The following is a 21,264-nucleotide window of genomic DNA, read 5'->3' as shown; positions in this document are numbered from 1 at the left end:
TATTTTAATACTAAAACAAAAAAGGAATTCAAAATGACCATCGAAAATACCAAAAAATCCATTGCACGCTGGCATGAGATGCTAGAAAGCCGTGATATGTCGATCTTGAATGAGCTGCTTGCTGAAGAAGTGGTATTTCGTTCGCCTGTGGCTTTTCAGCCTTATCCTGGAAAACAGTTGGTATTTTTTATTTTGACCAATGTCATTCAAGTCTTTGAAAACTTCACTTATCACCGTGAATTTATAAGTGAAGATGGTAACAATGTCGTACTTGAGTTTTCTGCCAATGTGGGCGATAAAAAACTAAAGGGAGTTGACATGATTCAGTTTAATGAAGAGGGTCAGATGATTGATTTTGAAGTCATGATTCGACCTAAGTCCGGACTTGAGGCCTTGGCTGTACAGATGGGCCAGCGGATGCAATCATTCCAAGCTAAAACTTAATTCGAACTATTGATTCAAGTCGGCATGAAATTTGTAAATCACAGCTAGTACAACTAGAGGGGGATGACAGATGAAAATGTTGCTTAAAAAATTGGGTCAGCTTTCCAGTGAATATCTGGATCGTTTCAGCGGAGCAGACGAGCCGACCCTGTATTACAATCCGAATGGTGTATTTTCGGGACTCATTGAACGCTTACCGCAGCTGCAACAAAAATATCGCCCTACGCCGTGGTTAGCCAATGCACACGCACATATTCTATATTTCGATTTAATTAAAAAACGTACCATTAAGCTGAAATATGACGCGCTTGAACAGCTGAAAATGTCAGATGGCGGAATTACCGGTATTGCCTGGTATGGACTGGATCTTCCTGCAAATACCCCTACCATTGTTTTATTGCATACGATAACCGGTTCTCCTGAATCGATGCGTGAACTGGTTCGTGATCTGCATAAACATACCGGTTGGCGTGTGGCATTGTGTTTACGCCGTGGTCATGCAGACTTACCCATGCCTGTGCCTAAAATGAACCTGTTTGGTTCAACTCAGGATTTGCGTGAGCAGCTCTTGTATATACAGGACAGATTTCCTCAGTCCGATCTCTATGGGGTTGGATCTTCTGCGGGTACGGGATTGTTAGTGCGTTATCTGGGCGAAGAAGGTGAACAAACCCCACTCAAAGCGGCTTTTGCCTTATGCCCTGGCTATAACACTGAAACCGGTTTTGCCAATGTGCATCCGTTTTACAGTAAAGTCATGGCCAAAAAACTGATTAAGCGCTTTATTCATCCTTATCAAGAAACCTGGCAGGTCTGCCCAAGCTGGAAACAGTTATTAGAAGTTAAAGATCTGTCCGAATTTGAAAAACTCTATTTTGAACTGGCCGGATTTGCGGATTATGCCAGTTATACTCAGGCAACCAATCCGATTTATGTGTTTGAAAGTGTCAAAATCCCACTGATGATTTTAAATGCGGAGGATGATCCGGTTTGTCACATCCGAAATTTAGAACCTTATAAAGAAAAAATTCGGGCGATGTCTAATATTATGGTGATTACCACCAAAAAAGGCAGTCATTGCGGCTTTTATCAGGGCTTGATGCAAACCGAATCTTGGGCTACCCGACTAATGGCAGACTATTTGATTCACTTATCTCGTGCACCGGCAACAGTATCCGCTTAAAAAGTTCCAATAAAAAACCCAGCATCTGCTGGGTTTTTTGATGAATGATACTGTAATTAGTCAAGTGCTGGCATCGCTGCGGCAATTGCGTCAGCAACCGCATCATCCTCAGACTTGTTTTCTGGATTTGAATTGGTTTTAGGTGTGGTCGCAGCAGGCTTTGACGCAGGTTCTTCGCGGGTTTCAGGCACTGGTGCCGGCTCAGTAGTTTCTGGTTTTTTGATTTCACGACGGATTTCAGTCGTGGTGTTTTCAGTTTGCTCACGTTGAATTTCAACCGTTGGCGCTACTTCCTCTTCAATTGCCGCTGGCTCTACAGGTTCAAGCGGTTCAAATTGCGTTGGTTCTGGAGTCGAGATTTCAGATGCTGGAGTAACTTCTACTTGCTCTTCTTCTTTTGGTGCTTCTTTTTTTACACACGCAGTTAATGTCAGGCCAGTCAGGATTAGGGTGGAGATTAAAAGTTTCTTCATCATCATTGCATCAAACATAAAAGTGTGGAGTGGATACACTATTATAGCAGCAAAATGCAAGATAGAAATCATATGAACTTACTGTAATTTTTTATAGGAATTGCTGTTAGAATAGTCAATTGTTTATTGTTCTTTGAATTGATGCGGATTGACTTTGCTTTCTAGGTACAAGGTAAAGTAAAATTGCGCAACATTGCAGGCCGATTTAGGCTCGATTGTACGAGAAACCCAATGACCCATTTTATTTTCGTTACTGGTGGTGTAGTTTCATCACTAGGTAAAGGTATTTCAGCTGCTTCTGTTGCTGCACTTTTAGAAGCTCGTGGTTTAAAAGTGACCATGGTAAAAATGGATCCATACATTAATGTCGATCCAGGGACAATGAGCCCATTCCAGCATGGTGAAGTTTTTGTTACAGAAGATGGTGCTGAAACAGACTTAGACTTGGGTTACTACGAACGTTTCTTGCGTCGTGCGAAAATGACCAAACTAAATAACTTCACATCAGGCCGTGTTTACCAGGATGTTCTAAACAAAGAACGCCGTGGTGACTATCTAGGCGGTACTGTTCAAGTTATTCCACACATTACTGACAATATCAAAGAGCGTGTACTTCGTGCAGGCGAAGGTTATGACGTTGCGATCGTAGAGATCGGCGGTACTGTAGGTGACATTGAATCTCTCCCATTCATGGAATCTGTACGTCAGTTAATGGTTGAACTTGGTCATAAACGTACCATGTTAATGCACTTAACGTTACTCCCATACATTAAGTCTGCAGCAGAATTAAAAACCAAACCAACACAGCACTCTGTTAAAGAACTCCTGTCGATTGGTATTCAGCCAGACATTCTCATCTGCCGTACAGAATACGATGTAGATGCAGATACGACGCGTAAGATTGCATTATTTACCAACGTTGAAGCACGTGCCGTTGTGGTATGTAAAGACGCACGTTCGATCTACCAGATTCCACGTACATTCTACGAACAAAATGTTGACGATTTAATCTGTGAACGTTTTGGTTATAACGATCTTCCTGAAGCTGATTTAACAGATTGGGATAACGTTGTAGAAGCATTACTGAACCCTGAATACACCATACGTGTTGCAATGGTTGGTAAATATGTTGAACTTCCAGATGCATACAAGTCTGTCAACGAAGCACTTCTGCATGCGGGTATTCAAAACCGTGTGAAAGTTCAGATTGACTACGTAAACGCTGAAGAGCTTGAAAGCCAAGATGTAGCAGAAGTATTGAAAGATGCTGATGCGATTCTAGTTCCAGGTGGTTTCGGTGAACGCGGTACTGAAGGCAAAATGAAGGCGATTCAGTTCGCTCGTGAGAACGGTGTGCCGTTCCTCGGTATTTGCTTGGGTATGCAGTTGGCTGTGATCGAATACGCACGTAATGTTGCTGGTATTGCAGATGCGACTTCGACTGAATTTAACCGTTCAACGAAATCTCCATTGATTGGTTTAATTACTGAATGGTTAGATGAGCGTGGTGAAGTTCAGCAACGTTCTGCTGATTCTGATCTGGGTGGTACGATGCGTCTTGGCGCGCAAAAATCTGAACTGGTTGCAGGGACTAAAACTGCAGAAGTTTATGGTTCTGAAGAAATCATCGAGCGCCATCGTCACCGTTACGAGATGAACAACCGTTATATCCCAGTGCTGGAAGAAAAAGGCATGAAGATTTCTGGTTATTCTCCGGTACAGCATTTGGTAGAAACTGTTGAAATTCCTGCACATCCTTGGTTTATTGCAGTACAATTCCACCCGGAATTTACCAGCTCGCCACGTGATGGTCACCCATTATTTGCCGGTTTCATTGATGCTGCGAAAAAGCAGTACCAAAAAACCAAATAATCGGTGCGTAGGACACAACTAGGGAAGTTTAAATGTCGCAATTAAAACCACAAGAAATTGTACGTTTGGGCGATATACAAATGGCAAATCATTTGCCATTTGTATTATTCGGCGGAATGAATGTACTTGAATCTAAAGACCTGGCTTTTGAAATCGCAGAGACTTATGTCGATATCTGCACACGTTTGGGTATTCCATATGTGTTCAAAGCCAGCTTTGATAAAGCCAACCGTTCAAGCCTGAACTCTTTCCGTGGCCCAGGCCTGGAAAAAGGTCTCGAGTGGTTAGCTGACATTAAAAAACATTTTAATGTGCCAATCATCACTGATGTACATGAGCCGTACCAAGCGGCTCCTGTGGCGGAAGTGGCAGACATTATTCAATTGCCAGCCTTCTTGAGCCGTCAGACGGATCTGGTTGAAGCCATGGCAAAAACCGATGCCATCATCAACATCAAAAAAGCCCAGTTCCTTGCTCCACATGAAATGCGTCATATTCTGCATAAGTGTCTGGAAGCTGGAAATGACAAGCTGATTATTTGTGAACGTGGTTCGGCATTTGGCTATAACAATCTGGTTGTAGACATGCTGGGCTTCGACATCATGAAAGAGATGAATGTCCCGGTGTTCTTTGATGTAACCCATGCCTTACAAACCCCAGGCGGCCGCGCAGATTCTGCCGGTGGTCGTCGTGCGCAAATTACAACGCTTGCGCGTGCGGGTATGGCAACGGGTCTTGCTGGCTTGTTCCTGGAAGCACATCCAGATCCGGAAAAAGCCAAGTGTGATGGTCCATGTGCGCTGCGCATGTCTCAACTTGAGCCTTTCCTGGCACAGCTAAAAGAATTGGATACCTTGGTTAAAGGTTTCGAAAAGTTAGATACACACTGAGTTTATCACTCTTGCGCTGCCGTATAGGCAGCTCATATTAATCAACTGAGGAATAGTTCATGAGCCAAATCGTTGACATTCGTGCACGTGAAATTTTGGACTCTCGTGGTAACCCTACCATCGAAGCAGACGTAATCTTAGCATCTGGCGTAGTTGGCCGTGCATGTGCACCATCTGGTGCTTCAACTGGTTCTCGTGAAGCTTTAGAACTTCGTGATGGCGATAAAGCGCGTTACTTAGGTAAAGGCGTTAAAACTGCGGTAAATAACGTCAATACGTTAATCCGTGACGCTTTGGTCGGTAAATCAGTATTCGAACAAAAAGACATCGATAACACGATGATCGCGTTGGACGGTACTGAAAACAAAGAAAAATTAGGTGCAAACGCAACTTTGGCAGTGTCTTTGGCTGCTGCGCGCGCTGCTGCTGAAGAAAAGAAAACTCCTCTTTTTCAATACATCGCAGATCTTCGCGGTCAAACGATTTTAACCATGCCTGTACCAATGATGAACATCATCAATGGTGGTTCACATGCAGACAACAACGTCGATATTCAAGAGTTTATGATTGAGCCAGTAGGCTTCACTTCATTCTCTGAAGCGCTACGTGCCGGTGCTGAAATCTTCCATTCACTTAAATCAGTTTTAAACAAAAAAGGTTTAAACACTGCGGTAGGTGATGAAGGCGGTTTTGCACCGAACTTACGTTCAAACGAAGAAGCAATTACGGTTATTCTTGAAGCAATTGGTCAAACTGGCTACAAAGCAGGTTCTGACATCATGCTTGCGCTGGATTGTGCATCTTCAGAATTCTACAAAAATGGTCAGTACATTCTTGCGGGCGAAGGCAACAAAGCGTTCACAAGCAATCAGTTCTCTGACTATTTAGCAGGTCTTGTAAGCCAGTACCCAATTATCTCGATTGAAGATGGTCTGGACGAATCTGACTGGGAAGGCTGGTCTTACCTGACTTCTATTCTTGGCGACAAGATCCAGTTGGTTGGCGATGACTTATTCGTAACGAATCCTAAAATCCTGCAACGTGGTATCAACGAAAAAGTGGGTAACTCGATTCTGATCAAATACAACCAGATCGGTACCTTGACTGAAACTTTAGATGCCATCTATCTTGCGAAAGAAAATGGTTACTCTACGGTAATTTCACACCGTTCAGGTGAAACGGAAGATTCAACGATTGCTGATCTTGCAGTAGGTACAGCAGCGGGTCAAATCAAGACGGGTTCACTTTGCCGTTCTGACCGTGTAGCGAAATATAATCAATTACTTCGTATTGAAGAATTGACTAATGCTGCATATCGCGGTAAAGCTGAGTTCAAAGGTTTGAACTAAGCGACTTATGTCAATGTTAAATGTATTCGACTCGACTGCGAGTAAAGTACTGTTGGGCCTTGCGATCATTTTGATCGCAGGGTTTCAATATTTATACTGGTTTGGTGAAGGTGGTTATCATGATCATCAGCAACTGACCCAGAAAATCCAACAACAAATGGAATTGAATGATGAGCTAAAAGAGCGTAATCGCGTTCTGGCAGCAGAAGTTTATGATTTGAAGAATGGTATTGAAGCCATCGAAGAACATGCGCGTTTAGATCTTGGTCTGATTAAGCCACGCGAAACTTTTATTCAAATGAGCACGATCAGTACTCAATATAAACCGATCTATCTTAATCCTAATTCTAAAGTAGACCTGCGAACCAATGAGTCAGCTGAAGCACCAACCACACCCTAAACTTTGGGTCATTCTTCCAGCTGCAGGTTCCGGTAGCCGTTTCTCCAAAACAGAACTGAAACAATATCAGATGATTCAAGAGCGAACTGTTCTCGAACATACGGTGGCTCGTCTGAATCAACTGCCTTTGAGGGGTTATGTCCTGGCGATTGGTGAACAGGACAACGTGGCGAAAACCCTGCCATTTTCCAGTCTGGAGAAAGCTCATTTTTGTTTGGGTGGTGCAGAGCGGGTGAATTCCGTATTGAACGCATTGACCTATTTATCTCAAATCGCTTCTGAAGATGACTGGGTGCTGGTACATGATGCGGCGCGTCCCTGTGTCAGTCAGGATTGTCTGCAACAGTTGGTCAATACGGCAATTACCAAGGATCGGGCTGCGATTCTGGCGATTCCGGTGCGAGATACACTTAAGCGTGTAGTAACCAATTTTGATATTGAGGAAACAGTGGACCGCTCAATGCTCTGGCAGGCACAAACACCACAAATGGCGAAACTGGGAGTCTTAAAGCGTGCTATTCAACAAGCATTGAAAGATGGTGCGATCATTACTGATGAAGCCAGCGCACTGGAACATATTGGTGAGTCAGTACAAGTAGTGCAGGGGCGTTCTGATAATATTAAAATTACCTATCCGGATGATCTGGAACTGGCCAGGCTGATTTTACAGGCTCAGGCTTAAAAATATATTCAAATAATATTTAAATAAAAGCAGAATAAATCTGGCTATAGCGATCTATTCCCTAGAGCTTTCACTTATAATTTTGCCATCATTCTTTTTCACCTTTTGGCCAATGATACCTTCACAGCAGTATCGGTTTTTACGTCACTCTTTGCGTGATGGACGTAGTATTAACCCGCAAGATTCATCTCGATGGACCAAGTTGCACCTTGATCCATGGTTATTGTGCTTTCTGGTTCTCAATGCAATCCTGGGTTTAATGGTGGTGTATAGCGCGACCTCCGAAGACTCTGGCATGGTGGTGCGTCAGGCGATCAGTTTTGGAATTGGTTTTGTGCTGCTGTTTATCTGTGCACAAATTCCACCGAAAGTCTATCAGGCGATTAGTCCATACCTGTATGCCTTCGGGATCTTCATGCTGCTTCTGGTCTTTGTGATTGGTGAAAAACGTTTAGGTGCAACCCGCTGGATTACCTTGCCAGGGGTAGGAAGTATGCAACCGAGTGAGGTGATGAAATTTGCGATGCCTTTGATGATGGCATGGTATTTTGCACGTAAGCCGTTTCCTCCCAAATTTTTGCATATTGTCGGGGCTTTGATTTTATTGGGCATACCATTTGTTTTGGTGGCACTTCAGCCTGACTTGAATATTGGTTTGGTGATTCCCGGTATTTTTGTTCTATTTTTAAGTGGCATGTCATGGCGTCTGATTGGTGGTGCAGTTGCAGCAGTTGCTGTGGCAGCACCGGTTGCATGGATGTTTGTGCTACAAGAGTATCAAAAAAAGCGTATTACCACCTTGTTTGATCCGGAGTCGGATGCCTTGGGCGCGGGCTGGAATATTATCCAGTCCAAAATTGCCATTGGTTCAGGTGGTTCCACGGGCAAAGGCTATACCGAAGGTACGCAATCACATTTAGGTTATCTGCCTGAACATCATACTGACTTTATTATGTCGACCTATGCTGAAGAATTCGGTTTTATCGGTGTTTTTCTGCTGTTCAGTTTATTCACTGCCATTATTATTCGCTGTTTGATGATTGGTTTAAACAGCTTTCATAACTTTGGCCGTTTATATGCTGGAGCCATGGGACTGACTTTCTTCTTCTTTGTATTTTTAAACTCAGGCATGGTGAGCGGGATTTTACCTGTAACTGGAGATCCATTACCGCTCATGAGTTATGGTGGAACGGCAGTGATTTCCATGCTGGCCGGGATGGGCATTGTGATGTCGATTCATACTCATCGATAAATCATTCTAAAAGTCGGACTGGTTCCGGCTTTTTATATACTTAAAATAAGTTGTTTTAAAAATCCTGTTTTGGCCAGAAGAAAAAAGAAGAATATTTTAGAATTCGTATGAAATTAAAAAGCCCTCAAATGAGGGCTTTTTAATTTCATACTTTAACTGAGAAACCAGGTGTAATAACCCCAGATCATTAAAGGCCATGCTAGGAAAGGGCTAAACAACCATTTCCAGAACCAGTGGCGCGGCATAAAGCCAACACCATGGACAAAGCCTCCAGAAATACCAATCATGATATACATCATGGCACTATGGCTATATTCACCATTGGCATCCAGCATTGCAGAAGGATGAACCAATAACACTGCTGCGAGAGGAAAAGCCAGGAGGCAGGAAATCATCATCGCAAATTTGTTTGGTTTCTTGTCTACAACGGTTTTCTCAAGCGCAGCTTCGGTCATGTTTTATTCCTCATCTAGGTCTTGGTGTTGTTCCATGTAAATGGCAGCAATCACACTGGCAAAACATGCCATCAGTACACCCAGAATCCAAGCAAAATACCACATAGTTGTCTCTCCTTAAGACACAGCCCTTAGTACAGGCTGTGTGAATTATCTTCAATGTGTTTGTTGGTAATCACGCCCCACATCTTGTAATAACACCAAGTGGTATAGATCAGGATCAGTGGAACAAAGATACAGGCAGCAACGGTCATAACGGTTAAGGTATTTTTACTGGATACCGCATCCCACATGGTCAGACTTGCAATCGGGTTAATACTTGAAGGCATCAGGAAAGGGAACAGGGCAAAACCGGCAGTCAGGATGGCACCGATTACAGCCAGAGATGAACCCAGGAAGCTCAAGCCTGCTTTATTTTTACCTGCTGCCAGTACAATGATCAAGCCACCCAAAATGCCGGCAATAGGCGCAGCCATTGTGATTGGATAAGTTGAATAGTTGTTCATCCAGCCTGGATTGGCATTGGTCATCACTTCTTTGGCAAGCGGGTTGGCAACACCATTGGTATCAAAAGGTGTAACCAGGGTATAGCCCTGAATACCACCAAAGTACAGCCAAGCGCCTGCAGCCAGGAAGGTAGCCAGATAAACCAGACCCATGATTTGTGTTGCTTTGGCAGAACGCTGACGTAGATCACCATCAGTACGCAGCATTAACCATGCACCACCATGTGCACACAGCATCGATAAACTGACCAGACCACACACAATTGCAAATGGATTGAGCAGGGCAAAGAAACTACCTGTATACGTTGAACGTACAGTTTCATCTAAAGTAAATGGTACACCGAGGAACATGTTGCCGAATGCCACACCGAAGACCAATGCAGGCACTGCACCACCAATGGCCAGACCCCAGTCCCATGAATTACGCCATTTGGTATTTTCCAGTTTTGATCGATAGTCAAAACCGACCGGACGCAGAAACAGGGCAAACAATACCAGTAACAGTGCCCAGTACATGCCAGAGAAGGCGGTTGCATAGACCATTGGCCAGGCAGCGAATAACGCACCGCCGGCAGTAATAAACCAGACTTGGTTACCATCCCAGTGCGGCGCAATGGTATTGATCGCTGCCCGACGCTCGCTATCATTTTTGCCCACAAATGGCATGATCGCCATAGAGCCCATATCGAAGCCATCGGTGAGGGCAAAGCCAATCAGCAATACGCCGACCAGCACCCACCAAATGATTTTTAATAATTCATATTCGATCATGCTTGAGTCTCCCCATTTGCTTTTTCTGCAGCTGCAAGCTTTTCAAAATGGTATTTACCGGTATGCAGTGAGCTTGGGCCAAGACGTGAGAACTTGATCATCAGATACATCTCGATAATCAGTAACACGGTATAGAACGCTGCCAATGCAAGGATCGAACCCCATACATCGCCTGTGCTTAAGCTTGATGCTGAAAGATGCGTCGGTAATACCTCACCAATGGTCCAAGGTTGACGACCTACTTCTGCCACATACCAGCCAGTTTGCGCAGCAACCCAAGGTAAAGGCAGTGCAAATAAGGCAAATTTCAATAACCATGGTTTGTTTTCTGCATTACGTTTGGCTACCGCAAAAGTTGCCAGTGCAAATAAAAGCAGCATCAGGAAGCCGGAAGCTACCATGGCACGGAAGGCCCAGAACAGACTTGGTACGTGTGGAATAGTGTCTTTAGCAGCCGCTTTGATTTGCTCATCAGAGGCATCAACGACATTTGGCGTGTATTTTTTCAAAAGCAGACCGTAACCTAAGTCTTTTTGGCTTTCTTCAAAAGCGGTTTTCAGTTCTGGAGACTGATCACCAGCACGTAATTTTTCCAGTTGTGAATATGCCACCATACCATTACGGATACGCGCTTCGTGCTGAACCAGCAGGTCTTTAATACCTGTGACTTGTTCAGTCGTAGAACGTGTAGCAATCAGACCCATCACATAAGGAATTTTCACTGCATAATCTGTAGTCATGGTTTCCTTATTCGGAATACCGAACAAAGTAAATGGTGCAGGCGCAGGGTGGGTATCCCATTCGGCTTCAATTGCTGCCAGTTTGGTTTTCTGTACATCACCCAGCTCATAACCTGATTCATCCCCCAGTAAAATCACCGAAAGTGTAGAAGCAAGGCCGAAGATGGCTGCGATGGCAAAAGAACGGCGTGCAAAGGGCAGGTCACGTTTTTTCAGCATGTAATAACTTGAAATAGCCAGTACGAAAATAGCACCCGTGACATAACCGGCGGATACCGTATGCACGAATTTAACCTGAGCGACCGGATTAAAGATCAGGGCAGCAAAGTCCACCATTTCCATACGCATGGTTTCATAGTTAAATGCCGAACCGACCGGGTTTTGCATCCAGCCATTGGCGACCAGAATCCAGAGTGCGGACATGTTCGAACCCAAAGCGACTAGCCAGGTGACTGCCAGATGTTGCACTTTGGACAGGCGATCCCAGCCAAAGAAGAACAGCCCGATGAAAGTCGATTCAAGGAAGAAGGCCATCAGGCCTTCAATCGCCAGCGGTGCACCAAAAATATCACCAACATAATGCGAGTAATAAGCCCAGTTGGTTCCGAACTGGAATTCCATGGTCAGACCGGTGGTTACCCCCAAGGCGAAGTTAATACCAAACAGTTTTCCCCAGAACTTGGTCATGTCTTTATAGATTTCTTTGCCGGAAATCACATAGGTGGTTTCCATAATGGCAAGCAGAAATGCTAGACCTAGCGTCAGTGGAACAAAAATAAAGTGATACATCGCGGTCATGGCGAACTGGAACCGCGAGAGATCGACCACGCTTTCAGAAATCATCAACGTGTCTCCTGGATTTGGGAAGGATTGCCGGCGATACGCTCGGCGACTTGGTTATCAAAATTTTTAGGAATCGTAGGCGCATCAAACCAGATATTTTTAATGATCATCAGTAAAATAAACTTGATAATTAAAATAGCGGTTATTTCTCTAACCACTCTCTGGTTTAGATTTTTGGGAACTAAGCTCATTCGACTAAGCCTGTTATATGACTTGTTGTATATTATTAATCTATTGTAACTAAAAAATAAATAGACGATACAGTTTAAATAAATATATATTTACAAGTATCTGAAAATAAAAAATATATATTTATATGAGTTAAAATTTATTCTAAATATTTTTTATTATTTTATGTAATTTTATTGGTTTTTAAATCCGACTAAAATGCTTATATTTATATATTCGAATGTAGATTGTTTTAGTTGGATTAATATTTTTTAATCTGATTAAAATGCTTGGTTTTAAAATAAAGAATAAAATTAATCAAACTAAATTGGTTGGTTTTATAAGGGTTGAATATCAGTGTCACAATCTTTCACATCATATTTATATTGATAAAAAACACACCAAAAAAAGAACATGCTGGAGGCATGTTCTTTTTAAGCTTTGTGAGGGAGACTGGACTTAGAAGTCGTAACGCATGCCTAGGGAAAGTCCTAGACTGTCTTCACCGCGTACGCCACCTACAGTATTGGTACGGCCTTGTGCCCAAGGGGTAAGGTTTGAGTTTTCATCATTTAATACAGTTGCTATGTTGCCATAAACGCGAACTGTTGGATCTAAACGGTGCTCAAGTCCGATTGCCAGTAAAGTTGCATTCGCATCATCCGCATCGACATCGCGGTGGAATACTTCACCACGGAATGAGGTTTTTGGTGCAAATTTATATTCACCGGCTACACCAAATACTTGTGCATCTGGGTTTGCTTCAGAATTATCATGTTGAAGGAATTGGTATAAACCGCCCAGATTGAATTCAGGGGTGATTTTGTAAGCACCAGCAATACGGAAACCATCGCGTTCGCCACGACCTGCATCTTCTTCATAATGTTCATAGGCAGCAGCAAAATCAACTTTACCTTCTTTATAGGTTAAAGCGAGGTCGTATGCTTTATCATCGCGATTATCTTTATTGGTAGTAGTTGTGGTTCCCGGTACGACTACTGTTACTGGACCATTCACAGTTTCAATTACAGTAGTTTTTGGTGAAGACGTTGACACGCTATCAGGGCTATTACCTTCGTGTAAAGAAAGTGCTGCTAAAACATTAAAGCCGCCGCCAAACTTAGGTGATTTATATTCAATGGTATTGTTATTACGTTCATCAAAACGCAAGTTGCCAGCACGTGTGACGTTACGAACATCACCGACCATATCACCAAAGACGTTGACCGGGCCACGTGCTACTTTGAATGGGCTGTCAAAACGACCGATACGTGCTTGACCGAAATCACCTTTTAAACCAACAAAAGTATCGCGAGTTGCAAATTCAACATCGTCATTTGCAGAACCACTTGCAAAGTTAATTTCCTGTTCGATTTGACCAAATACGGTCATACCGTTTTCTAATTTTTGTTCAGCTTTAAAGCCTAGGCGTGAAGAGTTTGAAGAAAGACCTACTTCGTTATAATCCTGGCCATCATCCAGATAATCTAAAGAAACGTGTGCACGACCATACACTTTAACATCAGCAGCAGCTGCCATCACTGGTGTTAAAATTGTTGCCCCGATTGCTAATGCAGATAACGTTTTTTTCATGTGTTGCTCCAATAAAGACTTTTTTATTCATCGTCTTAAAAACAAGTTTCAGTATTGTTTTGAAACATCTACTGCTCTATTGGTGCCAAGTATTCATTACAAATAAGTCAATATGATTAAGGAAATATTTCAGAAATATTAAAGAATCATTGCCTTATTTTTTATAGGATTATGAGTGGGATTAACAGAATTAATACAAATGCAGCTAAGTTCGGTGTTTGCTGCAAAACCTAAAAATAGGCTAGGTGACTTTTACTGATATTTTAGTGGCTTAATCAAGAGTGAAATACATTAGACATAAAAAATGGAGCCGAGGCTCCATTTTTAGGTATTAAGAATAGCTTAAAGGGCAGCTTTAATTTTCTCAGCCAGCGCTTTAATTTTTTCCTGGTCGCCCATCTGTGCTGCATGTTTGCCCAGATTGTGCAAAGAGGTAGGAACCAGATGGAAATGTACGTGTGGTACGGTCTGACCCGCTGCGGCACCTGATAATTGCATCAGCACGATACCGTCCACACCTAAACCTTTTTCAATGGCTTTTGCAACTTTCTGTACGATCTGAATCGTATAGGCTGCAGCTTCAGGTGGCAGATCCAGTAAAGTGATCGCCGGAGTTTTCGGAACCACCAGAGTATGACCTTCTGCCTGAGGCATGATGTCCATAAATGCAAGAACCTGGTCATCTTCATACACTTTTATCGCAGGAAGTTCACCGCGTAGAATTCGTGCAAAAATATTCTGATCATCATAAGTCATAAGTACATTCCTTGAGCGTTATTAAACTGAATTATTTACAGTTCAATTCTTTCTGACGATCTTTGATCGCGTCAAGACGTTGTTGCTCTTTTTCCGAGAATTTTGGCTTGGTTGTATAGCAATTGTCATTACCAAACTTGGCTTTTGCTTCAGGATCTTTGAAACAGAAACCTTTAGACGCATAAATCACGTCATGATCATTTTTTAATTTTTTGCACTCTTGTTCAGATGCAAGAACCGATGTTGAAGCCCCGAACAAAGTTGCAAAGCCAATCAATGCTGCAACAGAAAATTTCTTCATGAGAGTTTCCTCTGGGTTATCCACTATATGTGCCTGCCTACTAGTCACAATATGAGGTTTCGTTATCATTATTCAATGGCGAGATATTACTCGATGGTAATATTACTCCATGATTCATACATTTTCACAGCACTGGAAAAATCACTGTTTTTATCCGACAGATCGCTGGCCGCCTGAATCAGATTCTGGGTCAACGAGAGCACAGGCGCAGAAAGTTTGGCTTCACGTGCAAGGTCGATTGCAATGCCTGTATCTTTGGCCAAGAGTGGCAGGGCAAAGGTTACAGGAAAACTGCGGTTTAAAATACGCTGTGGCAATACGGTTTCAGTCACCATACTTTTACCACTTGAAGCATTAATACAATCCAGTGCTTCATGCAGGTTTACCCCATGCGCTTTCAAGGTAGTAAAGCCCTCAGCAACGGCACACAGGTTTACAGCCATTAACATATTATTTACGGCCTTCACTGCAAAACCCGCGCCAGATTCACCGACATGCTTGATCAGCTTGCCAAAAGCCTGCATCGCAGGAAGGGCTTTTTCATAACCCTGCACATTACCGCCTACCATCACGGTTAAAGTGCCATTTTCAGCGCCAATGGTTTGACCGCTGACCGGTGCATCCAGAAAGATTACCCCATGTTCAGCCAGTTGTACTGCCAGTTTTTGGGCAGAATCCGGTACACCACTGGTGCAGTCGACCCAGACTGAACCGGATTTAAGCGACAGATTTTCCAGAAGTCGTTCAACGTCAGCGCTGGTGGGCAGGCAAGAAAAAATTACATCTGCCTGTACGGCCTGTTCCAGTGTGACGGCTTGGGTGCCATATTCAGCCGCATGTTGCTCTGCTTTGTTAAAGCTGCGGTTCCAGACATAGACCGTATCAAAATGCTTGGGTAAGTGTGCTGCCATACGAAAACCCATTGCACCTAGGCCGATAAATGCCACTGACTGAATCATGCTGTACCCTCTGAATATGTTTAAAGCTATTTAATATTTTTTTCTGGTGCGGGGAATCTACACTAAACATCAAGACGTGTAGAGCGCTGCACCAGCCAGGTCGTCATTTTGGGCCAGAATGTATTTGCCGTTTTCTGGTTCGACATTAGTCCAAGATGACCACCCGGTATAAGAGTAAACGTCTTATCTTGGCTACTTGTCAATTCCATCAAAGGCTTAGCTGACTGTTCTGTGACAATCTGATCGGTTTGACCTGCACCTACCAACAGGGAGCAGCTGATATTTTTAAGATCAACGACACGGCCATCCAAAGTGATAGAACCCTGTTTTAAAGGATTTTGCAGCCATAAATGCAGCACCATGTCCTGATTAATCCCACCTGGATAATCAATCATCTTGTTCAGGAAATTTCCCATGGTGGCGTGTTCATAGACATCTTCGACATGATCTAGATTTAACAGAAACTGTTTCTGGCTTTTGAGCCAGCCAATCGGATCGAGTAATTTAAAGCCCAAGGCATTTACAATACCCGGCGTATGAATATATTGCTTTGGAATCAGTCCTTGATGAATGGCTTGTTGCAGATTTTTGTTTTTAGAAATTAGTTTGTTTGTCGTAGAAAAAAGTTTGCCGACACGTCCTGACGCATAACTGTCGATAGGACTGCCCACCACGATCAGATTCTTGACATGTTCAGGCGAATGCAGGGCGGTATAGAGCGTGACAAACACGCCAGCCATACTCCAGCCATGCAGGGAAATGAACTGACTGCCCGAATGCTTGCAGATGGTTTCAATGGATTGAGGAATGGCTGCATCAATAAAAGATAAAAAGTTCAGGTGGCGATGTTTAAAGTTAAAACGTTTCCATTCCACCAGATAGACATCAAAACCGCTATGCTGAAAATGCTTGACCAGAGAGCGATAAGGATACAGATCATAGATATCCATATTAATGGCTAACGGTGCGATGAAAACCAGAGGCTCCTTATATTTTTTCTCAGGTGAAGCGTAATAACGAATCTTGCAAAACTCGGTGCCGGCAATATATTCAAAAGGGGTTTTTTGCGACAGGATCAGTGAGGAGGCATTAAACACCCGGGTGCTGAGGTGTTTCAATTTTTTTTGCTGGCGCTGAAAGTTTTGTTTTAACTGAATCATGTAAATAAAATATCCGTATCCGCGGGAGGATTGATCGAAGTCTAAGCAATAATCGCTTATTATGCCTTGACCTGAAATAGCTTAGGCGCTCAAAATGTTGGCAAATTTTTACAAAAGGCAGCCTGAGGGCTGAGGTAAAGCGATGAGCCAGCAAGACGATATTTCTTACCAATTAGAAACTTTAGCCATTCGTACCGGTCATACCCGCACTTTTGAAGGTGAGCATGGCGAACCGATTTTTCTAACATCGTCTTTTGTGTATGAAAATGCTGCAGAAGCCGCAGCTAAATTCTCAGGCCAGGAACCGGGCAATATCTATTCTCGCTTTACCAATCCGACCGTTGCCATGTTTGAAAAGCGTCTAGCTGCACTTGAAGGTGCAGAGCGCGCCGTCGCCACCAGTTCGGGTATGGCAGCCATTATGGCAGTGATGATGGCTTTTTTAAAAGCGGGTGATCATGTGATCTGTTCACGTGCTGTCTTCGGCTCTACGGTTTCCATGTTTGAAAAATATGTCGCAAAATTTGGCGTCAGCGTTGATTTCGTTGATTTGACCGATCTTGATGCATGGAAAAATGCCATCAAGCCTGAAACAAAAATTCTCTTTGTTGAATCTCCATCGAATCCTTTAGCGGAAGTAGCCGATATACAGGGACTCGCTGATATTGCGCATGCCAATGATGCCTTGCTGGCGATTGATAACAGCTTCTGTACACCGGTGTTACAACAACCACTCAAATTTGGTGCAGACCTGGTGGTGTATTCTGCGACTAAATATCTGGATGGCCAAGGCCGTGCGCTAGGTGGTGCTGTTGTTGGTAATCACAAGTTACTAGAAGAAATCTTCGGTTATGTGCGTACTACCGGCCCATCAATGAGCCCATTCAATGCCTGGGTTTTCCTGAAAGGCTTGGAAACACTACGTTTACGTATGCGTGAACATTCGGCAAGTGCTCAGCAACTGGCTGAATTTTTGAACCAGCATCCAAAAGTGGAAAAAGTATATTATGCGGGCTTGCCTGAACATGTCGGTCATGAACTGGCAGCCAAACAGCAGAGCGGTTTTGGCGGTATTGTGTCTTTTGAAGTCAAAGGTGGCCGTGAGGAAGCATGGACTGTCATCGACAATACCCAGTTTATCTCGATTACCGGTAATTTGGGCGATGTGAAATCGACCATTACCCATCCGGCAACCACGACACATGGTAAATTGTCGCCTGAAGCCAAAGAAGCTGCCGGTATTCGCGAAGGTTTGATTCGCGTATCTGTTGGTTTGGAAGAGATTGGTGATATTATCCAGGATATTCGTCGCGGTTTAGACCTGATTTAATTTTATAAATTTATGTTCGGAGATATTTATGAACATTAACATGTTGATGCAGCAAGCTCAGCGCATGCAGAAAGAAGTTGAAAACAACGTAAAAAAAGCCAAAGAAGAGCTTGCGCAAACTGAAGTGCATGCCGAGGCGGGTGGCGGTCTGGTGAAAGTAACCATGACTTGCCGTAACGTAGTGAAGCGTATCGAAATCAATCCTGAATTACTTCAGGATGATCCAGACATGATCGAAGACCTGATTGCAGCAGCAATGAATGATGCAGCACGTCAGGCAGAAGTGGTATCTGACGAAAGAATGAAAGCAGCGAACTCAGGTATGGGTTTACCGCCTGGTCTTGCAGGTATGTTCTAAGGAAGAATGCGCAATGTTTAGTGATCGTTTTGATCAACTCGTTCAAGCATTACGCATTTTGCCAAGCGTTGGGCCAAAATCGGCTCAACGTATGGCATTGCATATGATCATGAAAAATCGTGAGGGTGCTATTGGTCTGGCACATGCGCTGACTGAGGCAACCAATCACATTCATGAATGTTCAGTCTGTCATTCTCTGACCGAAGACGAAGTCTGCAATATTTGCAGCTCTCTGGATCGTGATGATGAACTGCTCTGTGTAGTGGAATCACCTGCAGATGTCATGGCGATTGAGCAAAGTGGTAGTTTCAGAGGTAAATATCATGTATTGGGCGGACATTTATCGCCACTGGATGGTATTGGTCCCGAAGAAATCGGTATTCCGTACTTATTGCATCGTTTGGCCAATGGTCAGGTGAAAGAAGTGATTCTGGCAACCAATGCCACGGTAGAAGGTCAGGCTACGGCGCATTATCTGGTTGAGGCCAGTAAGCATTTGCCGATCCAGATGACCCGAATTGCCCAGGGCGTACCACAAGGTGGTGAGCTGGAATATGTCGACAGTCATACCTTGAGTCAGGCAGTACATAACCGGATGCGCATGAAGTAAGCTAAGCTTAAATATCTTGTTAGTTTTAATATAAAAAAGATATTAATTAGAATATAAATCCTGATAAGTAAGCGCCATTTTTTAGGAAATAGGGCAGAATTGACGTTATTTTTTATACAAAAATTCTATAGATCAGTTAATATGGATCTATCGAGAATCTAATCTTAGACTCAGTTCTATGTTTCAATTTATTCAACATCAAAACGACTTAACTCATGTACTGAAGCTGATGGATCAGAATTCAGTTTATGGGCTGGATACCGAGTTTATCAAGGTTGATACCTTATGGCCTAAGCTGGGTGTTTTTCAGATTAACGTAGACAACAAGGTCTATTTGTTGGATGGAACCACGCTGGATCTGACTGAGTTCCTTAATAAAATTTTTAACGCACAGCAGAATATTTTTCACGCTTGTAGTGAAGATATCGACCTGATCTATCACTATACCCAGAAGAAATCGCTGAGTAATGTATTTGACACTCAGGTTGGCATGTCTTTTCTTGGGCATGGTCTGCAAGTCAGCTATCAAAATGCATTGAAGCAGATGCTGGAAGTCGATATCGAAAAAGACCAGACCCGTTCTGACTGGTTGGCGCGTCCACTCAGTTCCGAACAGTTGCTCTATGCTGCCAATGATGTGCATTATCTGGTGCAACTGTCAGAGAAAATTAAACAGGATCTGGATTCGAAAGATCTGCTGGATTTTGCCTTGCAAGATTGCCGTTTTCTGACTCAGGAAATTGGCGAAGATACCCCAACTGCCTTGTTGTATCAGGATGTCGGCAATTACCGGCATTCACGCCGTCAGCTGATGCAATTGCAGCAATTAATGGTTTGGCGTGATCAGATTGCCAAAGCACTGAATCAGCCACGCAGTTTCATTTTGAAAAATGCCAGCATGATTGATCTGGTGGAAAAATTCCCGCGCAATAATTTCCAGCTGAGTCATGTGAAAGACATTCGTTCGAATGTGGTTCGTGAGCATGGCAAAACCATTTTAGATTTACTGAAATTCCTGCCGGAGCCGGCAAACTGGCCTTTACGTCTGGCACGTCCAATTCGCCATTCTTCCAAAGATATCGGCGAAAAAATTGATTCAATTATTCAGAATGTCGTCAATGAAACCTCAATTCCGAAAGAAGTGCTGATGCGCAAGAAATGGTTGAATGCACTGTATCAGCATGTAGTTTTTCACAAGGATGAACAGGATCTGCCGGATTATCTGCTTGGGTGGCGCTATGAGTTATTAACTCGGCCACTGATTCAGGTATTGCATCAGGACGAATCTTATCTGTCTACCCAGATGAAAGTCAGCGAGTGATTAGCTACAGGATTGGTTAAAGAAAAAGCAATTATACAAAATCACGACTGATGCATGAGACGTGGCTAATGTTTCTGTCTTTTTTTTGATGTATCCTTGCGGTTGTTTTTCCAGAAAAGTCGTTTGAAATATGCAAGTGTCTATCTACAAATCCAGTAAAAAAAGTGAAATGTATCTGTATGTGGCGCGTCCTGCGAATGAAAGCGAAGCTGAAACATTCGAACCTTTAAGCGTATTGACTGAAGCAGTACAGGCAGCATTTGGACGTGCGACTTTTGTCATGCATCTTGAATTAAGCGAATCACGTAAACTGGCACGTGCCAATGTCTTGCATGTCATGGATTCTATTGAAACCCGCGGTTTCTTCCTGCAAATGCCACCAGAAGGCTTGATTGATCCAAATGCGGTCGCACCAGAAGGTTTACGCGGTGCTTAATGTTAATTCAGGAGTTGTGAAATGAATGGTTATGTGGCTGTATTAGACTCAATTCCTGAACAGAGCATTGCCGTAGCAGTTTATTTGCTCGGCAGCCTGATTGCTTTATGGTGCTGGTATGGCGTAACCAAACGTCTACCTAAACCTATGGGCGGTTTTTTGTGGATTGTGGCCTTTGCCATTCTGTTGACACCGACGGTATCTGAGGGGGCGAATGCTTCTATTGCACCTGCGATCTTCGGTCTGTTATTTGGGGTGTTTACCAAAGAGCAATCCCTGGTTTGGATTAATGCGTCACTTATTTTATTTGTCATTGGGATCGGATCTGTGATTGGCTATTGCTGGTCGACTTATGTGTCGAACAAAAGCAATATTCGTGTTCACGAGAAAAGTTCACCGCTGTAAGTAAAAA

Annotated in this window: 25 protein-coding genes; 14 read left to right on the top strand and 11 right to left on the bottom strand. The window is 43.3% G+C overall.

Going from position 1 to position 21,264, the window contains the following annotated elements; all coding sequences use genetic code 11:
- Nucleotides 1-33: 33 nt before the first annotated feature.
- Both F893_RS10975 and F893_RS10970 read left to right on the top strand, forming a co-directional pair.
- Nucleotides 34-444 carry a nuclear transport factor 2 family protein gene (locus F893_RS10975; RefSeq protein ID WP_005100041.1) on the top strand — a complete coding sequence of 137 codons (411 nt, stop codon included), beginning with the start codon at nucleotides 34-36 and terminating at the stop codon, nucleotides 442-444.
- 70 nt (nucleotides 445-514) lie between these two features.
- Nucleotides 515-1,627 (top strand): YheT family hydrolase, encoded by a 1,113-nt coding sequence (locus tag F893_RS10970; protein WP_005100043.1) that lies wholly within the window; start codon nucleotides 515-517, stop codon nucleotides 1,625-1,627.
- Between the two features lie 56 nt (nucleotides 1,628-1,683).
- Here the strand turns inward: F893_RS10970 and F893_RS10965 are convergent, their stop codons facing one another.
- Nucleotides 1,684-2,106: a hypothetical protein gene (locus F893_RS10965; RefSeq protein WP_370940779.1), complete on the bottom strand. Its 423-nt coding sequence runs from the start codon at nucleotides 2,104-2,106 to the stop codon at nucleotides 1,684-1,686.
- Between the two features lie 225 nt (nucleotides 2,107-2,331).
- Between F893_RS10965 and F893_RS10960 the strand changes: the two genes are divergently transcribed.
- From F893_RS10960 to rodA, 6 genes are all read left to right on the top strand, one after another.
- A complete protein-coding gene (locus F893_RS10960; RefSeq protein ID WP_005252068.1) occupies nucleotides 2,332-3,972 on the top strand; it encodes a CTP synthase in 1,641 nt (546 codons plus the stop codon).
- A gap of 32 nt (nucleotides 3,973-4,004) precedes the next feature.
- Nucleotides 4,005-4,862 carry a 3-deoxy-8-phosphooctulonate synthase gene (gene kdsA / locus F893_RS10955; protein WP_004278721.1) on the top strand — a complete coding sequence of 286 codons (858 nt, stop codon included), beginning with the start codon at nucleotides 4,005-4,007 and terminating at the stop codon, nucleotides 4,860-4,862.
- Nucleotides 4,863-4,921: 59 nt separating this feature from the next.
- Nucleotides 4,922-6,211, top strand: coding sequence for a phosphopyruvate hydratase (gene eno / locus F893_RS10950; RefSeq protein ID WP_005252066.1), 1,290 nt, complete (start codon nucleotides 4,922-4,924; stop codon nucleotides 6,209-6,211).
- Between the two features lie 7 nt (nucleotides 6,212-6,218).
- Nucleotides 6,219-6,611 carry a septum formation initiator family protein gene (locus F893_RS10945; RefSeq protein ID WP_004645271.1) on the top strand — a complete coding sequence of 131 codons (393 nt, stop codon included), beginning with the start codon at nucleotides 6,219-6,221 and terminating at the stop codon, nucleotides 6,609-6,611.
- The gene (ispD, locus tag F893_RS10940; RefSeq protein ID WP_005252064.1) at nucleotides 6,580-7,293 is read left to right on the top strand and encodes a 2-C-methyl-D-erythritol 4-phosphate cytidylyltransferase; all 714 of its coding nucleotides are present in this window, start codon (nucleotides 6,580-6,582) and stop codon (nucleotides 7,291-7,293) included. Before F893_RS10945 ends, ispD begins: the two co-directional genes overlap by 32 nt.
- Nucleotides 7,294-7,405: 112 nt before the next feature.
- On the top strand, nucleotides 7,406-8,545 hold the full coding sequence (gene rodA, locus F893_RS10935; RefSeq protein WP_005252059.1) for a rod shape-determining protein RodA: 1,140 nt from the start codon (nucleotides 7,406-7,408) through the stop codon (nucleotides 8,543-8,545).
- Nucleotides 8,546-8,697: 152 nt separating this feature from the next.
- On the opposite strand, the gene F893_RS10930 is transcribed toward rodA, so the two are convergent.
- The 10 genes from F893_RS10930 to F893_RS10885 form a co-directional block, all read right to left on the bottom strand.
- Nucleotides 8,698-9,000, bottom strand: a complete 303-nt coding sequence (locus F893_RS10930) for a cyd operon YbgE family protein (RefSeq protein WP_004278714.1) — start codon at nucleotides 8,998-9,000, stop codon at nucleotides 8,698-8,700.
- Nucleotides 9,001-9,003: 3 nt separating this feature from the next.
- Nucleotides 9,004-9,105 carry a cytochrome bd-I oxidase subunit CydX gene (gene cydX, locus F893_RS17515; RefSeq protein WP_004278713.1) on the bottom strand — a complete coding sequence of 34 codons (102 nt, stop codon included), beginning with the start codon at nucleotides 9,103-9,105 and terminating at the stop codon, nucleotides 9,004-9,006.
- Nucleotides 9,106-9,131: 26 nt separating this feature from the next.
- Nucleotides 9,132-10,277, bottom strand: coding sequence for a cytochrome d ubiquinol oxidase subunit II (gene cydB, locus F893_RS10920; protein WP_005252056.1), 1,146 nt, complete (start codon nucleotides 10,275-10,277; stop codon nucleotides 9,132-9,134).
- Nucleotides 10,274-11,860: a cytochrome ubiquinol oxidase subunit I gene (locus F893_RS10915; RefSeq protein ID WP_005252053.1), complete on the bottom strand. Its 1,587-nt coding sequence runs from the start codon at nucleotides 11,858-11,860 to the stop codon at nucleotides 10,274-10,276. Before F893_RS10915 ends, cydB begins: the two co-directional genes overlap by 4 nt.
- A complete protein-coding gene (gene cydP, locus F893_RS10910; RefSeq protein ID WP_005252051.1) occupies nucleotides 11,860-12,051 on the bottom strand; it encodes a cytochrome oxidase putative small subunit CydP in 192 nt (63 codons plus the stop codon). The genes F893_RS10915 and cydP overlap by 1 nt, the downstream gene beginning before the upstream one ends.
- Before the next feature lie 436 nt (nucleotides 12,052-12,487).
- Nucleotides 12,488-13,621, bottom strand: a complete 1,134-nt coding sequence (locus F893_RS10905; protein ID WP_005252049.1) for a porin — start codon at nucleotides 13,619-13,621, stop codon at nucleotides 12,488-12,490.
- A gap of 342 nt (nucleotides 13,622-13,963) precedes the next feature.
- Nucleotides 13,964-14,377, bottom strand: a complete 414-nt coding sequence (locus F893_RS10900) for an HIT family protein (protein WP_004278705.1) — start codon at nucleotides 14,375-14,377, stop codon at nucleotides 13,964-13,966.
- A 31-nt stretch (nucleotides 14,378-14,408) separates the two neighbouring features.
- Nucleotides 14,409-14,678, bottom strand: a complete 270-nt coding sequence (locus tag F893_RS10895; RefSeq protein WP_004278704.1) for a YARHG domain-containing protein — start codon at nucleotides 14,676-14,678, stop codon at nucleotides 14,409-14,411.
- 86 nt (nucleotides 14,679-14,764) lie between these two features.
- Nucleotides 14,765-15,637 (bottom strand): NAD(P)-dependent oxidoreductase, encoded by an 873-nt coding sequence (locus F893_RS10890; protein ID WP_005252047.1) that lies wholly within the window; start codon nucleotides 15,635-15,637, stop codon nucleotides 14,765-14,767.
- Nucleotides 15,638-15,699: 62 nt separating this feature from the next.
- Nucleotides 15,700-16,797: an alpha/beta fold hydrolase gene (locus tag F893_RS10885; RefSeq protein WP_005252044.1), complete on the bottom strand. Its 1,098-nt coding sequence runs from the start codon at nucleotides 16,795-16,797 to the stop codon at nucleotides 15,700-15,702.
- A gap of 142 nt (nucleotides 16,798-16,939) precedes the next feature.
- On the opposite strand from F893_RS10885, the gene F893_RS10880 reads away from it, so the two are divergent.
- The 6 genes from F893_RS10880 to F893_RS10855 all read left to right on the top strand — a co-directional run bounded on the left by F893_RS10880 (nucleotide 16,940) and on the right by F893_RS10855 (nucleotide 21,257).
- Complete coding sequence (locus F893_RS10880; protein ID WP_004278701.1) at nucleotides 16,940-18,127, top strand: O-succinylhomoserine sulfhydrylase; 1,188 nt, start codon at nucleotides 16,940-16,942, stop codon at nucleotides 18,125-18,127.
- Between the two features lie 28 nt (nucleotides 18,128-18,155).
- The gene (locus tag F893_RS10875) at nucleotides 18,156-18,485 is read left to right on the top strand and encodes a YbaB/EbfC family nucleoid-associated protein (protein WP_004278699.1); all 330 of its coding nucleotides are present in this window, start codon (nucleotides 18,156-18,158) and stop codon (nucleotides 18,483-18,485) included.
- Nucleotides 18,486-18,498: 13 nt separating this feature from the next.
- Nucleotides 18,499-19,095: a recombination mediator RecR gene (gene recR, locus F893_RS10870; RefSeq protein ID WP_005100074.1), complete on the top strand. Its 597-nt coding sequence runs from the start codon at nucleotides 18,499-18,501 to the stop codon at nucleotides 19,093-19,095.
- Between the two features lie 178 nt (nucleotides 19,096-19,273).
- Complete coding sequence (locus F893_RS10865) at nucleotides 19,274-20,416, top strand: ribonuclease D (protein WP_005252043.1); 1,143 nt, start codon at nucleotides 19,274-19,276, stop codon at nucleotides 20,414-20,416.
- A gap of 130 nt (nucleotides 20,417-20,546) precedes the next feature.
- Nucleotides 20,547-20,852, top strand: coding sequence for a YcgL domain-containing protein (locus F893_RS10860; protein ID WP_004278695.1), 306 nt, complete (start codon nucleotides 20,547-20,549; stop codon nucleotides 20,850-20,852).
- Between the two features lie 21 nt (nucleotides 20,853-20,873).
- On the top strand, nucleotides 20,874-21,257 hold the full coding sequence (locus tag F893_RS10855; RefSeq protein WP_005252042.1) for a hypothetical protein: 384 nt from the start codon (nucleotides 20,874-20,876) through the stop codon (nucleotides 21,255-21,257).
- The last annotated feature ends 7 nt before the right edge of the window (nucleotides 21,258-21,264 follow it).

Source organism: Acinetobacter sp. CIP 102136, from assembly GCF_000369685.1.
GTDB lineage: Bacteria > Pseudomonadota > Gammaproteobacteria > Pseudomonadales > Moraxellaceae > Acinetobacter > Acinetobacter fasciculus.
The sequence above is the reverse complement of the archived record's forward strand: the minus strand, read 5'-3'. Positions and strand labels throughout refer to the sequence as shown.